This window comes from Actinomadura sp. 3N407 (assembly GCF_052245875.1).
In the GTDB taxonomy this organism is placed as follows: domain Bacteria; phylum Actinomycetota; class Actinomycetes; order Streptosporangiales; family Streptosporangiaceae; genus Spirillospora.
In genome coordinates this window covers 123,702-138,795 of sequence record NZ_JBQQBP010000017.1, presented here as the reverse complement: position 1 = coordinate 138,795, position 15,094 = coordinate 123,702, and the positions used below count along the sequence as shown (strand labels likewise).

Annotated in this window: 11 protein-coding genes; 3 read left to right on the top strand and 8 right to left on the bottom strand. The window is 71.4% G+C overall.

Annotation, left to right across the window (positions count from 1 at the left end; all coding sequences use genetic code 11):
* Positions 1-470 precede the first annotated feature (470 nt).
* Together ACTWPP_RS34285 and ACTWPP_RS34280 are read right to left on the bottom strand one after the other, a co-directional pair.
* A complete protein-coding gene (locus ACTWPP_RS34285) occupies positions 471-2,015 on the bottom strand; it encodes a hypothetical protein (protein WP_443108554.1) in 1,545 nt (514 codons plus the stop codon).
* A 42-nt stretch (positions 2,016-2,057) separates the two neighbouring features.
* A complete protein-coding gene (locus ACTWPP_RS34280) occupies positions 2,058-2,498 on the bottom strand; it encodes a hypothetical protein (protein ID WP_443108553.1) in 441 nt (146 codons plus the stop codon).
* On the opposite strand from ACTWPP_RS34280, the gene ACTWPP_RS34275 reads away from it, so the two are divergent.
* The gene (locus tag ACTWPP_RS34275) at positions 2,467-2,946 is read left to right on the top strand and encodes a hypothetical protein (protein ID WP_443108552.1); all 480 of its coding nucleotides are present in this window, start codon (positions 2,467-2,469) and stop codon (positions 2,944-2,946) included. The two genes, ACTWPP_RS34280 and ACTWPP_RS34275, sit on opposite strands and share 32 nt — an antisense overlap.
* Before the next feature lie 236 nt (positions 2,947-3,182).
* Entirely contained in the window at positions 3,183-3,737 is a 555-nt protein-coding gene (locus ACTWPP_RS34270) for a dihydrofolate reductase family protein (protein WP_443108551.1), read from the top strand.
* 387 nt (positions 3,738-4,124) lie between these two features.
* Here the strand turns inward: ACTWPP_RS34270 and ACTWPP_RS34265 are convergent, their stop codons facing one another.
* Genes ACTWPP_RS34265 through ACTWPP_RS34255 form a run of 3 tightly spaced genes read right to left on the bottom strand, consistent with a single transcriptional unit; the run spans position 4,125 to position 7,717 of the window.
* On the bottom strand, positions 4,125-5,627 hold the full coding sequence (locus ACTWPP_RS34265; protein WP_443108550.1) for a multicopper oxidase family protein: 1,503 nt from the start codon (positions 5,625-5,627) through the stop codon (positions 4,125-4,127).
* The gene (locus ACTWPP_RS34260; RefSeq protein ID WP_443108549.1) at positions 5,624-6,256 is read right to left on the bottom strand and encodes a hypothetical protein; all 633 of its coding nucleotides are present in this window, start codon (positions 6,254-6,256) and stop codon (positions 5,624-5,626) included. Before ACTWPP_RS34260 ends, ACTWPP_RS34265 begins: the two co-directional genes overlap by 4 nt.
* Positions 6,257-6,283: 27 nt before the next feature.
* Positions 6,284-7,717 carry an MFS transporter gene (locus ACTWPP_RS34255; protein ID WP_443108548.1) on the bottom strand — a complete coding sequence of 478 codons (1,434 nt, stop codon included), beginning with the start codon at positions 7,715-7,717 and terminating at the stop codon, positions 6,284-6,286.
* 132 nt (positions 7,718-7,849) lie between these two features.
* Between ACTWPP_RS34255 and ACTWPP_RS34250 the strand changes: the two genes are divergently transcribed.
* Positions 7,850-10,720, top strand: a complete 2,871-nt coding sequence (locus ACTWPP_RS34250; protein WP_443108547.1) for an ATP-binding protein — start codon at positions 7,850-7,852, stop codon at positions 10,718-10,720.
* Positions 10,721-10,902: 182 nt separating this feature from the next.
* Here ACTWPP_RS34250 and ACTWPP_RS34245 read toward each other — a convergent pair whose 3' ends face one another.
* From ACTWPP_RS34245 to ACTWPP_RS34235, 3 genes are all read right to left on the bottom strand, one after another.
* Positions 10,903-12,639, bottom strand: coding sequence for a BCCT family transporter (locus ACTWPP_RS34245; protein WP_443108546.1), 1,737 nt, complete (start codon positions 12,637-12,639; stop codon positions 10,903-10,905).
* A 1,435-nt stretch (positions 12,640-14,074) separates the two neighbouring features.
* A complete protein-coding gene (locus ACTWPP_RS34240) occupies positions 14,075-14,377 on the bottom strand; it encodes a helix-turn-helix domain-containing protein (protein WP_443108630.1) in 303 nt (100 codons plus the stop codon).
* 70 nt (positions 14,378-14,447) lie between these two features.
* A complete protein-coding gene (locus tag ACTWPP_RS34235; RefSeq protein ID WP_443108545.1) occupies positions 14,448-14,975 on the bottom strand; it encodes a hypothetical protein in 528 nt (175 codons plus the stop codon).
* Positions 14,976-15,094 lie beyond the last annotated feature (119 nt).

Here is a 15,094-nt window from a genome sequence, read left to right as displayed (position 1 = left end):
CGGTCGAGGTCCGCCCGGTCGAAGTTCGCCGCGGCACTGATCCGCGGCGCCACCCGGCCGGGCACTGTGCGTCATGGCCACCGCATACCGGGCGCTGCAGGATGGCGGCGCCTCCCGTGAAGCCGCGCAGACCTACGAAGCCGCCCTGTTGTCGGCTCAGTCGCTGGACGACAGCCGTCTCGTTGCACAGATCGAGAGCGCGCGTGACCAGCCGCTCTCCAGACACCTCCAGTTCCCCGGACGTCGGACCGACGGACTCCGTAGGCTCGGGTGGCGGGCGGCTGGGCGACTCCGCATACCCCCGATCGGCCGATCCCGCGCTGTCGATGCTCATCTCGACTTGCCCTGTCGGCCTGCCCGGTGCTGGCCGGAGCCACCTCGCTCCTGGCCATCGGCGAATGGATCGCCGACGCCCCGCCGACGCACTGCGGGCGCGGACGTCGCGCCTTCCCCGGCCTGGCGGGGCCCTCTCACTGCCAGGGGACGGCGGCCAGGCGGAGGTGGCCTTCGCCGCCGCGGTCGCCGGGGCTGAGCCAGGAGTAGACGAGTTGGTCGTTGTTGCTCAGCTCCGGATGGCCGACGAGGGTGTAGCAGCCCCAGCCCCCGCCGGTACAGGTGTCGGGGACCTTCGCTGAGACGGCGGCGGTCCAGGGGCCCGTCGGGGAGGTGGCGGTGTAGACGGTGAAGGGAGCGGATCCGAAGCCCGTTTGGACGATCATCGCCAGGCCCTTCGAGGTCGTCTCGGAGTAGTCCTGGACGGCCATCCCCCAGGGCACGACCCCGCCCGGGAGCACCGACGCCAGGTGGCCGTCCGCCTGCGCCGAGCCGTGCCAGCCGGCCGGCTGGCCGCCGAGCGGTTGGGCCCACCATTGGTAGTCGGCCGCGTTGCCCCAGCGGCTGGGATCGGAGCTGGAGACGCGGGCCACGAACACTCCGGGGTTGCTGCCGCGTCCATAGTCGAACAGGTACAGGTAGCCGTCACCACCGAAGATCGGGGAGCTGAGCCCCTGGCCGAGCGGCAGGTTGCCGCCGGTCGCCGACACGTCGAACGGGACCGACCGGGCGGTGAACGTGTTGCTGGCGGGCTCGTACACGGTGAGCACCATCCGCTGCAGAAGCCAATCTCCTCCGCCTGACACCAGGCACATCTCGCCGTAGGTCAGCAGCACCCGCTCGGTACCGGGAATGGCCGCCGCACCCCCGATCCAGGCGACGGCGGTGCCGCCCGGCGAGCACGGGACCGGTGGGCTGCCCGGCCTCTTCAACCCGGTCGGATTCGGAAAGAACGGCTGGGAAGAGGTGAGATCCGTGCGCGGCGGAGCGGGCGGCGTCGGCACCTCGGTGAGCGCGCGGGGCGCCTGCCCGGGGGTGAACGGGCCGATCGCCGCGGTGCCGGTCACGGAGTTCGGGAACGGATTGCCGTTCAGTCCGGTGTCGCCGAACACCCACAGGGCCTTGCCCGGGGCGTAGACCGCGCTCACTCCGCCATCGCGGGAGATGCGGTTCGTGGGCGTGTCGGCCGCCGTGAGGATCCGGCCGAGGTCGGACGTCCCGGCGGTGGTGCTCGTGGCCGTCCGGAAGGTCTGGAAGGCGTCGAAGTCGCCGAGGTCGGACGGGGTGGTGCCCGGCACGTTGACCTGCGTGGCGAACGGCCCGGTGCACAGCGGGCCCGAAGCGGGGATGTTGGTGTCACCGGAGCCGCACACCTGGTAGTGGTAAAGCCCGCCCGGGTTCAGACCGCTCAGCGCGTGCGTGATCGTGAACTCCGAAACGGGGGACGACGCCGGGCCGATCGGCGTGGATTGGGAGCTCTGCACGGAAGGAGTGGGGCCGTTCTCCCACCATTGGAACCAGCCGAGGCACGGATTGTCCGGAGCGTCGGCCGCGCAGTTCACCTCGGCGGTCAGCGTCGCCGAGGTGGACGTGACGGACGTCGGCGGCGTCGCCACCCCGTCGCATCCGGCGAGCAGCAGCATGAGCGCGGCGGCAGTTGCGGTCGAACGCTTGACGGTCATGATCCGCTCCGTTCGTCGCCCCGAACGGTAACCTCACCACTCTCAGTCGTCCCCGATCTGGCACAAATCGGACACCGTGCGGAACGTCCACCCGGTGGAGCCAGGCCGTCGGCCGAGACGGGCCGGTGCGCCGTACGTCCCACGCTCGCTCTCGCACTTGGCCGTTGACAGTGCGGCGGCGGGCTCCTGCATGCCCGCCGAGGGAACGCCACCGAAACGCTGCTGGGCGCCGGGCTCTACGGCGCGACGCTCCTTGCGCACCGCGCTCTCATCTCCGCCCGCCCGGTCGAAGAGCTCCACGGTGAGCGCGGACCGGCCGATCCCCATCAGCCCGCACACCACCTCGACCATGCCGTCGATCTGATCCGGCGTCCCGGTGAACCGGCCGGACAGCAGCTCCGGACTCGGCAGGACGATCTCCCGCGACGACGGCCAGCGGCCGAACTCCCCGATGAACCAGCTGATCGACGCCTCGATCCACACCTGGTGCGCCACACCGACCGGGCAATCGGTGCTCACCACCGGCGACCACGGCCGCGGCCTTTCCGGTTCTTCGTTCGTCGCGCTCCCCGACAGGGGTCCTCGCACGTCCGCTCACGATTCATGGGTCGCGGCGCCGACGCCTTTTATGGCGGCGGTCCTGGCTTTACGGAATGTCTTCATTGGCGTCCGCGCCATCGGAACTGGCCGGGCCGCACGGCATTTTTTGGCACACTTCTCTCCCGTATTCCAGGGCACGCCCGGAGCGGGAGATCAGGATCATCGACGAGATCGGCAGCGGATGGTCGAGGTGGAGAACTACCGCAGTCAGGTCCGGCGCATCGAGTGGGACAACGGCGCCGCAGAGATCGTCGACCCGTCAACCGGCCATCGCGAGCCCTTCAAACCCGCTGACGCCGCCGCATTCCTCCAGCGGTTCCTGCAAGGCTAGTACTCCGGCCGGTGCACCCGGAGGACGCCGCGATCGTCGGGGCGGCCTTCTCCGGGCTCGCCGAGTTCGAGGGAAAGAGGTTCGATGCGGGGCCGGTTGGAGGCGGTCACCGTGGCGGATGCCACTGGGCCCTGTGCCGCCGCCGGGCTGGCAGTTTGCTGTCCTGCCTGCGATGAGTTCCGGTGCTCCATCGGGTCTCCACTCCGGGACGACCCCTACGACCAAGGAGGAGCTTCATGGGCAAGGTCATCTACGGGATGCACACCTCGATCGACGGCTACATCGAGGACCGCGACGGCAGCATCGGCTTCTCGGAGCCGGCCGAGGACGCTCACCAGGCGGCGAACGACCAGGCTCGCCAAACCGCCGCCTTCCTGTTCGGGCGGCGGCTGTACGAGATGATGGAGAAGCCCTGGACGCAGGAGCTCGGCAAGGAAGGCACCCCGGCCGTGGAGCGGGAGTTCGCCCAGATCTACAAGGAGACGCCGCGGTACGTCTTCTCCGATACCCTTCAGACCGTCCCCGATGGGGTCACGCTCGTCCGCCGCAAGGACGCCGTATCCGTGGTGACGCGCCTCAAGCGGGAGATCGACGGCCCCCTCGAGATCGGCGGTCCCGAGCTGGCCGTCTCCCTGCTGGACCTGATCGACGAGTTCTGGGTGTGCGCGCTCCCCGTGGTCATCGGGGGCGGCAAGCCGTTCCTGCCCGTGGGAAGCGGACTGCGGCTGCGCCCGGTCGAGTACCGTTCCTTCGCCTCGGGAGCCACGCACGTGCGCTACGTACGCGCCTGACCCGCCAGGAGCGGGCGGGGCGGGGGCCCTGACCCGGCGAGGACTCACCAGTGTCCGTTTCGTAGTTCGCAAACTCCGAAGGTCCGTCGGCCCGGGCACGGGGCCGCGGTCTCGCTGCTGCGCAATGCCCGGTGACTTCGCCCGCCGCCACGGCCGCGCGCCGAAAGTGGCGAACCTCTGGTGCGGCCGCTGTGGTCTTGAAAGCCTCGATCGGCCCGAAACGGGCATCGACGGGAACCGCGCTCGCCCGGTTTCTCCGAGTGCCCGGCCCGAGGGCTGGCACCGGCTGCTCGCCGGCGACGGCTCCCTGCCGCGCGAGGCTCGTCTCACCGAGGCGGAACGGCATACCGCTGGCCATCGAGCCCTTCACCGTGAAGGTAGGTCGGGTCAGTGTTGGTGGGACGGCTTTGTTGTGGCGCGTGGGTCTTGTCCGTTGGCTGTGACGACGAATTGGCCCATGAGGCCCAGGTCCTCGTGGTTGAGGATGTGGCAGTGGTACATGAAGGGCGCCGCAGGGTCGGGGGTGCCCCGGAAGCGCATGGCGATGCGGATGGGGACGTTCGGCGGGGTGTGGATGGTGTCCTTCCAGCCGCGCAGGTGCGGCGGCGGGTCGTCGCCGCCGACCGACAGCACCTGGAACTGCACGTCGTGGACGTGGAAGTTGTGAGGGCTGCCGTCGATGGAGGTGACCTCCCACACCTCGGTGCCGCCCTGGGCGACGGCGAAGTCGATGCGGTCCATGTCCATGGACCTGCCGTTGATCGTGTACTTGGCGAGCCGGAAGTGGCGGGCCGGTGGCGTCGCCGGGTCGGCGAGGCGGGGAGGGTCGGCGAGCCGGTCGGGGAGTGGTGGCGACGGTGTGAGCCGCGGCGCGGCGCGCAGCTGGAGGATGTCGAGGGTGTCGTCGCCGCCGGTCCAGCGACGGTCCCAGAGGTTCAGGCCGGTGCGGGGCGGGAAGCTGCGCAGGACGTCCCGCTCCCCGGGCCGCAAGGTCACCACGATCTCGGCGCGTTCGGCCGGGCTGAGCTGCACCCGGCGGGTCTCGTGCGGTGCCGCCAGCCGGCCCCCGTCCGTGCCGATCTGGGTGAACTCCCGTCCGGAGGCGAAGCCGAAGCGGTAGATCCGCGAGTTGGACGCGTTGAGCAGCCGCAGCCGGACCCGCTGGGTGGTCACCGGAAGGTACGGGGCCGGCGTGCCGTTCACGGTGACGAGGTCGCCGACGATGCCGTTGCCGCCCTGGGAGCGGTGCCGTTCGTCGAGCCGGTTGTCGTCGGTCAGGTTGATGTCCCGCACGATGACGGGGACGTCGTCGACGCCGTACCGGCCGGGCAGCTCCGGAGGATCCGGCTCGTCCAGGATGAACAGGCCCGCGATACCGCGGTAGACGTGGACGGCGGTGCGGCCGTGGGGGTGCGGGTGGTACCAGAGGGTGGCGGCGGGCTGGTCGATCGTCCACGTCGGTGACCAGGTGGCGCCCGGCTTGACCGGCTGGTGGGGGCCGCCGTCCATCCGGGCGGGCAGATGCATGCCGTGCCAGTGCAGGGTGGTGGTCTCCGGCAGATCGTTGCGGAAGCGCACCAGCACCGTCTCGCCTCGGGTCGCCCGCAGCGTCGGCGCCAGGTGCGGGCCGTTGATCCCCCAGGTGGGGGTCGGGGCGCCGGGACGGAAGCGGTGCCGCCCCGGCGACGCGCGCAGGTCGAACACGCGCCGGCCGTGCGCGTCGCGGCGGGAGCGCGCCTGTGGCGGGATGAACAGCCGGTTCTCGAACCGGATCTTCCCGGCGGTGTTCAGGTCGGCGCCGGACCACCACCATCCGACGCCGCCGGCGGAGGCGGCCGCGGTGGCGGGTACGGCGACGAGTCCGGCCTTCAGGAGGGTGCGGCGCCTCATACGGACTCCACCGTGACGGTGTCGGCGCCACCGGCGATGATCAGCTGGTAGCCGGGGGTGCCGGAGTGGTGGGTGGACCGGGTCAGTCCGTCACCGACCGCGCCGTACCATTGGTCGTCCAGCGTGACCTTGGTGATGCCCTTGGCCGCCTCCAAGCGGACCGGCACGTCCGCGGGACGTTCGATCCGCAGGTCCTTGACCGAGGCCAGCCGGATCACGCGGGCCCGGGCCGGGCGGTCCAGCATGAGCCGGACGTGGGCGGCGCCCGAGTGGAACGTCACCGAGAGCACATCGATGCCGGTGAGGTCGGCGTCCAGGTGCCGCGCGCCGCCGTGGACGTCCAGCGCCCACGGCACGGCGGGGTTGAGGGTGAGGGTGGAGGGACGGGAGCGGGCCCGCAGGCGCGCACCGGTGGAATAGGCGATGTGCACGTTGGCCTCCGAGGTCCACACCGTGGGCAGGGGCGTGCCGAAGCGCGCGTCCAGGAGATCGGCCTGGGCGGGGTCGGAGCGCAGGGTGATCTGGTCCAGGCCGTCGTCGAAGCTCAGCCGGGCGGTGGTGGACGCGGTGGGCATGGGGACGACGATGTGATCGTCGCGGACGCCTTCGGCGGTGGCGAGCGTGGTCATGGCGTATCCCTTCATGAAGTGGCGGATCTACAGCGAGCGGGCTCGGGAGGGCAGTGCGCGGGTGAGGGCCAGTCCCAGGGCGAAGGCGGCGACGGCGTAGCCGAGGGACCACTGCGCGGCGGTGTCGATGTCCCGTCCGCCGGCCAGCAGCGTGGTGAACAGCGCGCCGACGACGGCGACTCCGGTTGCGCCGGCCACCTGGATGACGGTGTTGACCACACCGGAGGCGGCGCCGGCGTCGGCGGCGGGCACGGCCGACAGGACGATGCCGACCAGGACCGGGGCGACGAGCCCGAAGCCGAGGCCGCCGAGCAGCAGTCCGGGCACCAGGTGCCGGGCGCCCAGCCCGTCTCCCGCCACGGCGATCGTGCCGATCAGCGCGACCATGGCGGCGGTCAGCGCCAGCGCCCCCACGGCCACCAGGCGGCGTCCGGCCGTGCCGGCCAGACGCACCGCCAGGCCCGACGTGACGGCCAGCCCCAGCGGCCAGGCCAGGAAGGTCAGGCCGACCCGTAGCGCGGAGAAGCCGTGCCCCTGCTGGAGTTGGAGGGTGAGCACCAGGAACAGCGCGGTGATCGAGGAGAACATGGCGATGACCACGGCCAGCCCGGCCACGAACGACCGCCGCCGGAACAGCGACGCCGGCATCAGCGGCTGCGTGTGCCCGCTCTCCCGGCGAGCCTGGAGGCGGGCGAACGCCGCGAGGGCGGGGACGGCGGCGGCCATCATCAGCCACACCCAGCCGGGCCAGCCCAGTTCCGCGCCCTGGATCAGCGGATACAGCACCAGCAGCAGGCCGGCGGTCACCAGGGCGACGCCGGGCAGGTCCAGGCGGGGCGGCCGGGGCGAGCGGGATTCGCGCATCAGCACGGCGGCGCCGACCAGCGTGGCCAGACCGATGGGCACGTTCACCCAGAACACGGAGCGCCAGGCCAGCCCGAACACGTCGTTGCCGACCAGCAGCCCCCCGACGATGGGCGCGGCGGCCGCCGCGAGCCCGTTCACCGCGCCGTACATGCCCAGTGCCTTGGGACGTTCCTCACGCGGGAACGCCACCTGGATGGTGGCCAGCACCTGGGGCACCATCATGGCCGCGGCGGCTCCCTGGACGGTGCGTGCGGCGATCAGCATACCGATGCCCTGCGCCAGCCCGCAGGCGGCGGAGGCGGCCGTGAATCCGGCGACGCCGGTCAGGAACACGCGTTTGCGGCCGAGCATGTCGCCCAGCCGCCCACCGGTGATCAGCAGCAGCCCGAGGCCGAGCGCGTACGCGGCGATGATCCACTGGACGTCGGCGTTGGCGGCGCCCAGATCGTCCTGGATGACCGGGGCGGCGACCACAACGATGGTGATGTCGACCAGGTCCATGAACACGGCCAGCAGCACGATGGCCAGCGCGCCCCAGCGGCGAGGATCCCCCGGCCCGGCTTCCGCCCGTGGCGGGACGCCCTGGTGCGTCATGATGCGGCTCCTTTTCGGCGGTGCGGTGACCGGTGCCTTGGAGCCTCGCGCTGAGCGGGGCGGTCTCGCTTCGGAGCGATGTCCTATCCGGTGCCTTAGATCCGGGCTGAGGGGCCTTAGTACGCTCGGGGCGTGACAGCGTTCGTGGGGCGGCGGGCGGTGCTGGACGCCGTCGTGGCCGCCGCCCGGGGCGCGCGGGGCGGGGAGCCGCAGGCGGTGCTGGTGACCGGGCTGCCGGGGATGGGCAAGACACGTCTGCTGGAGCGGGCCGGCGCGGACCTCGCCGGCGGCGGCATGCGGGTGCTGCGGGGCGCCTGCGTCGAGTTGGGCACCGAAGGGCTGCCGCTGGCGCCGATCACCGCCGTGCTTCGCCGGCTGGTGGACGAACCGGGTCCGCGGGAGCTGCGACGGCTGCTGCCGGGCGTGGACGGGCTGTTGCGGCTGCTGCCCGAGCTGGACCCCGACCAGCGCGGCCCCGACCCCCAGGCCCGGCTGTTCGACCTGTTCACCGCGCTGCTGCGCGGGCTGGGCGGGCAACGGCCCACGGCGCTGCTGATCGACGACCTGCAGTGGGCCGACCGGTCCACGCGCGACCTGCTGGAGGTTCTGGTCCGGGCGCCGCGGCCCGCCCCGGTGCTGCTCGTCGTCACCTGCCGCTCGGATCTGGACCGGCGCCATCCGGCGCGCCCGTTCCTCGCCCGGTGGGCCCGGCTGGACCGGGTGCGCCGGACGACGCTGGAGCCGCTGTCGCGGACCGAGACCGCCGAACTGGTCGCGGCGGCGGACCCGGCGTTCGCCGACCAGGTCTACCGGCGCTCGGGCGGCAATCCGCTCTACGCGGAGGAGCTCGCGCGAGCCGGCGACGGGCCCCTGCCGGACTCGCTGCGCGACCTGCTCCTGGTCCGCGTCCATGAGCTCGCCCCGCGGGCACGGCGGCTGGTGGAGGTGGCCGCGGTGGGCGGGCGCCGAGTGTCGCACGGCCTGCTCGGCGCCGCCTCCGGGCTGGACGAACCGGCCCTGCTGGACGCGCTGCGGGCCGCCGCCGAGGCCCGCGTGCTGATCGCCCAGGGAGACGGTTACGCCTTCCAGCACGGGCTGATCCTGGAGGCGGTCGTCGACGAGCTCCTGCCCGCCGAACGCGTCGACCTGCACAGCGCATACGCCGAGGCGCTGCGCGCCGACCCCGGGCTCGTCGCGCCGGACCGGTACGCCGCCGAACTCGCGTTCCACTGGCACGGCGCGGGCCGGGCCACGGAGGCGCTGGCGGCCACGCAGGAGGCGGCGCGGGTCGCCGAGCGGCTCTCCGCCCCCGCGGAACAGGCGCACCTGCTCGAACGGGCCTTGGAGCTGTGGCATCGGGTGCCCGAGACCGGGCGCCGGGGCACCGTCCGGCTCGCCCTGTTCGAGTCGGCGGTCGCGGCGGCCAACTGGGCCGGCGAGCCGCTCCGGGCTCTGGACCTGATCGACCGCGCGCTCGCGGAAGCCGATCGTGTCCGCGAGCCCGCGCGGGTGGCGCGCCTCCTCGCCCAGCGGGGCATCGCCCTGCACGAACTGAACCGCGACGGGGCGCTCACCGCGGTGGAAGAGGCGAGCGTGCTGCTGCCCGCGGTCACCGGACCCGAACGCGCCCGGATCCTCGACCTGACCGCCGCCGTGCTCACGATGCACGGAGCCGCCGAACGGGGCCGCGACGCCGCCGCCGAAGCCGCCCGGCTCGCCGCCGAGCACGGCGACACCGCCCTGGAGATCAACGTGCGCATCACGCTGGGCTGGGCGCTCGCCGGCACCGGCGCCCACGACGAGGCGCTGCGCGTCCTCGGCCGGGCCCGCGACCTCGCCCGCGATCATGACGATCCGGTCGGCATCGCGCGGGCCTGCCTCAATATCGCCGAGACCTGCAACGTCCTCGGCGACCACCGGGAGGCGTGCGACGCCGCGCGGGAGGGCCTCACCGCCGCCCGCCAGTGCGGCCTGGAACGGACTCTGGGCACCCACCTGGCGTCCCGGCTGGGCACGGCACTCGCCGCGACCGGCGCGTGGGACGAGGCGGTGACCGCGGCCCGGTCCGCTCTCGAACGCGACCCGCAGGGGCAGCCCGCCGCCGAACTGCACCTCCTCTTGGCGGAGACGGCCCTGGCCCGAGGCGAGTGGGACACCGCCCGTGCGGAGTCGGCCTCGGCCGGCTCGATGTCAGGCGGACCACCCGGCCCCCAGGCCGTCGCGGTGACGGCATCGCTGGCCGTCCGCGACGATCGTCACGACCACGCCTGCGAACTGCTCACCGAGGCCTTGGCCGCCGCGGGCGCTCGCGCCGTCTGGCCCATGCTGCTCACCGCCGCCCGGATCGCCTCCCTGCTTCGTCCGGTGACCACGGAGGCCCGCCATACCCGCCTGACCGCCGAACTGCGCGCCGCCCAAGCCCGCCTCCCCACGGACACGCCGTTGCGCGCGCAATACGCGGGCCACGTGGCCGCCGAACTCAGCGCACACGCACCGGCCGCCGACATCAACGGCGCGGGGCCCGCGGGGATGTGGGCCGAGGTCGCGGACGGATGGGAGCGGCTGGAGCGGCCGTTCGAGATGGCCTGTGCCGGGCTGAGCGCGGGCGAACGCTCCCTGGCCACAGGAGACCGGGAGGGCGCGGCGGTCCGGCTGCGGAGAGCCGCCGAGGCGGCCGGCCGGCTGGGAGCCACGCCGCTGCTGGACGAGATCCGGGTACTGGCGCGCAACGCCCATCTCACTCTCGACGCCCATCTCACTCTCGACCCGGACACCCCCGCCGCGGGCAACGCCCTTGACCGCCTGGGGCTGACCGAGCGGGAGACGGAGGTGCTGCGGCTGGTCGCGGCCGGGCACACCAACCGGCAGATCGGAGAACGGCTCTTCATCAGCGCGAAGACCGTGAGCGTGCACGTGTCCAACATCCTGACCAAGCTGGGCGTCACCGGCCGCGGCGCGGCAGCGGCCACCGCCCACCGCCTCCGCCTGTTCGACGACGCCTGACAGCGCCATCGCCGGCTACGGCGGCGCACTTGCCGGACCGAGCGGCAACGACCGGGCGAGGTGTGGCGCCGCGCCGGCGACGATGTGAGCCCGGTGCTGATCGTCGACCGGCATGCCGACAAAGGCCGGCGACGCGCGGACGGGTGCCGTCCGCGCGCCGCCGATGGGTCGGAGGGAGCCGGTCAGGACTTTTCGGTGGAGCCGCTGGCCACTTCCTTGGGGGGTGTCTTCGACTCGGCCGGTGGTTCGGACCGCCGCTGCATCTTGTCGAGCTGCGCGGCGTACGCCGCGTGCGACTCCTGTCTCAGTCCCACCGCGAGGCTGAACATCATGACGAAGGACAGGAGGAAGATCGGGAGCCCGATCACCGTGATGACCTGTTGCAGGGCTCCCAGGGCCTCGTCGCCGCCGAGCACGATGAGCGAGGCGGCCAAGGTGCCCTCGGAGACGCCCCAGAAGACGCGCTGCCGCACCGGGCCGGCGTCGCCCTTGCCGACGCAGAGCATGTCCACGACCAGCGACGCCGAGTCCGAGGAGGTCGCGAAGAACAGCGCCACCACCAGGACCGCGATTCCTTGGATCAGGGTCACCGCCGGGTAGTTCGAAAAGAACTCGAACATCGCCAGCGGGACCTGTTCGTTGGTGACGACCTCACGGGTCAGGTCACCGCCGCTGCCGCCGATGCCGTCGATCTGCATGGCGGACCAGCCGAAGATGGCGAACCACACCACGGTGAACAGCGAGGGCGCGAGCAGGACGCCCCCGACGAACTGGCGGATCGTGCGGCCCTTGGAGATGCGCGCCAGGAACACCCCCATGAACGGCGCCCAGGTGACGGTCCAGGCCCAGTAGAAGACGGTCCAGTTCTTCTGCCAGCCCCAGCCGCCTTCCTTGGTGTAGTCGGCCATGGAGTCGTTCCACAGGGACAGCCCGACGAGACTCTCCAGGTACCGCCCCGTGCTCTCGAAGATCTGGCGGAACAGGAAGACGGTCTCGCCCCCGGCGAAGAGCACGAAGATCATCAACCCGACGGCCATCAGGATGTTGATGTTCGACAGCCGCTTCACGCCCTTGTCGAGGCCGACCACGATGGAGCCGACCGCGACGGCGGTGAGCACGGTGATCACCAGTACGCGGGTGCCGACGCCGTCCGACAGCGGCGTCAGCGCGCCGAGGCCGGCCGCGACCTGCGAGGTGCCCAGGCCCAGCGAGACCGCCAGGCCGAACAGGGTCCCCAGGACGGCGAAGATGTCGATCGTCTTTCCGATCGGGCCGTGGATCCGGTCCTTCAGGAACGGGTAGAACACCGAGCTGACGCGCATCGGAAGGTTGTACCGGTAGATGAAGAAGCCGAACGCGAGGCCGGGCAGGGTGAAGATCGCCCAGGTGTGCAGGCTCAGGTGGTAGAGGGAGAAGTCCATCGCCTGGCGGGAGGCCTCGACCGAGTACGGCTCCACCCCGGCGACCGGGGGCTCGGCGAAGTGCGTGATCGGCTCGGCGACGCCCCAGAACATCAGGACGGTGCCGATGCCGCCGGCGAAGAGCATCGCGAACCAGGAGAGGTTCCCGTATTCGGGGCGGGCGCCGTCACCACCGAGCCGGAGGTTGCCGTACCGGCTGAGCGCGGCCCATGCCAGGAAGACCAGCCAGGTGGTCACTCCGAGGATGAAGAACCAGCCCAGATTGGTGACGATCCAGTCCCGGCCCGAGCTGAAGACGTCGTTGATCTGGCCGGGCAACAGCAGCATCAGGAGCAGGAACAGGACCATCAACCCCGCCGAGACGAAGAAGATGGTGGGGTCCGTGCGCAGACCGAGCTTTCGGGCCCCTTCGGCGAGGGGGCCTTCCCCCGCACTCGATGCCACGGTGTCGCTCGGATCGCCTCTGGATTCGGTACCACCCGTCGGGGTTTCCGCCATGTCTGGACCTTTCCTTTGGTGTCAACGGATAGCCCCGCAGCGCGACACGATAATGAAACCGATGCTTTACCGTGACCTGGCCTCGGGTTTCGTTCGGACAGTGGTGGATTTGGTCGTTTTGATGAGGTAAGTGCTTTCGGGTTCGGAGGATAGGGCCTGTCCCGGGCTCTGTCCACGGCCGTTCGGAGGCAATTTCAAGTGGAGACTACAGCTGGCCGTGCCCGGTGCGCCGTGAAGGCGGATGTGTCGGGTCATCGGCAGGCCGGCGGGTGTTGTCGCCGAAACGCTTATGCCGGTGACCTCGGATTCGACCGAGTCGAGGCTGATCATCGTGATGCTGCGGTCGGGCGAACTCGTCGTCGAGGCTTCCCTGCGCTCCTCGCTCGCGCCGTCCATCGCATCGGTCATCCATGGATGGGTCGCTGCAGGCATCCGGCCCGGCCCGGCCCGGCACGGCACGGACCGCGCCACGTCACGGTCGGGACTCGGGCACAGGGGATGGAGAACGACAAGCGGGGTGATCTTACGCGCGACGCGTTCCGGCTGCGTCCGTACTCCGTGCTTCGCGCCTGGCTCAACTGCCCACCCGACCGATCGTGAACCGCCATCGCATCGTCGGCGGCGGGCTGTGCCGCAGCGTCGCCCGGCCGGCTCTAGCGAGATGCCGCCATTACTCGCGTCTTCGACCGCCATGCGGATCCCGGCATTTCCACGTCCCAGGGGCAAACGGGCATAGTCCCTTATGCAACCCAGTACGCAAGGTCATGGGCGGGCGAGCCGATCGAGGACGGTATCAGGGAATCCGTGCGTCAAACCTCGGCCCGCCCTTGGTCAGATATGAAGCAAGCTCCCTTTGGCTGAGATGGGCTTCACCGATTGTCCCTCTGGCAAAGTGCTTGAGGGTCACGCCGGAGACCAGCGCGCGGGTGGCTGTCGGCTCGCCGGTCGATCCGCTCGTCTTCGAGCCGGAAACCGGCTCGCGGCCGGTCCGGCTCTTCGTTCGGGGCCGGTCGCCGTCGGGCGCCCGCGTGTCCGTTCGCCTCGGGGAACGTCGCGCTCTCCGCACGGCTCGTACCCGCCGTCTTCGCTCTTGCCCTCGACGGATACATTTGCCGCTTGCGCGATCTTGCGGGCGCGGGGGCGGGCGCGGATTTCCGGGCGAGGCGGTCGTCCAGGAGAGCCGCGGGTTCGTCGGGTGGCGGCGTGTACGGACGATCTTGACGTGTGCTTCCCGGCCTTCTCCGTATGGCCGGATTCACAGGGGAGTGCGGGCGGTCGCGCGGCTTCAGTTGACTTCAGCGCTGAAGACGAGAAACCGTCGAACCTGCCGCACCAGGTGGGAGTTCAGCGCTGCGGCAATAGCGTGATCGCCGCGCTTCTCCCAGCCGCAGGAAGAATTCTTCATCGCATCAGATGCGGGATGGTGTCCGGGTGTTCAGGGGATCGTGGTGTGGCGTTCTGCCGGTGGTACCTCCATGTGGTCGTGGGTGCCGTGGCGGCGGATGTCGGCGGCGGTCTGGCCGAGTTCCGCCTTGAGGGCGCGGCTGACGTGGGTGGCGTCGAGGACGCCCCAGCGGGCCGCGATCGCGGAGACCGTCTGGGCGGCCAGGGACGGGTTGGCGAGGTCGCGGCGGATGCGTTCGAGGCGGTGCCGCCGGATCCAGGCCGAGAGGGTCGCTTCGCGCGGCTGGAGGATCTTGTGCAGGTAGCGGACGGAGATCCGGTGTGCGCGGGCCACCGCCTCCACCGAGAGTTCGGGGTCGGACAGGTGCGCCAGGCAGTACGCGAGGACCCGGCCGGCGAGGCCGTCAGGCGCGGCGGGCGGCAGGACGTTGGTGAGCTGGGCGATCACGAGTGATACGAGCGCGTCGGCCAGGTACTGGTCGGCGCTGCCGTTCGAGGGTCCGGCCACGTCGGCGAGGTCGCGCAGGAAGCCGCCGATGGCTGCGTGCAGCCACGTGTCGGTCGGGGCGGCTACCGCGGTGTGGCGGGACATGAGGCTGGCGTGTGCGCCCAGCGATGAGGGTCGGGACGGCGACGATCACGCTTTCGGCCGTGTTCAGGCACCGCAGCTCGCGCGCGTAGGGGCGGACGGTCTCGTAGCCGACCATGTCACCCGGCTTCAGCAGGGACTGCCTGCCGGCCTGTTCGATGCCGATGCGGCCGGCGTCCAGGAAGACCAGCTTGAGCATTTCGCGATCGGTGGAGCGGATGAGCCCGGCGGGCCGGACGATCGTGCACGGCGCGCTGCGGACCCGGGCTATGCAGACGTCCCCGATGCGGGTGCCGCGGAACGCGCCGGTGAAAGGCCGGTCCCTGTCGGGTTTGATGCGCATCGGGGCGCAGACGTCCGACAGCGCGTCTTCGAGTTCGTCGGAGTCGCCGACCTCGCGGTCCTCGATGCCAGGTAACCGTCACCTGTCACAGCCTCTCCACGATGCCGCGCCGGCCCCCG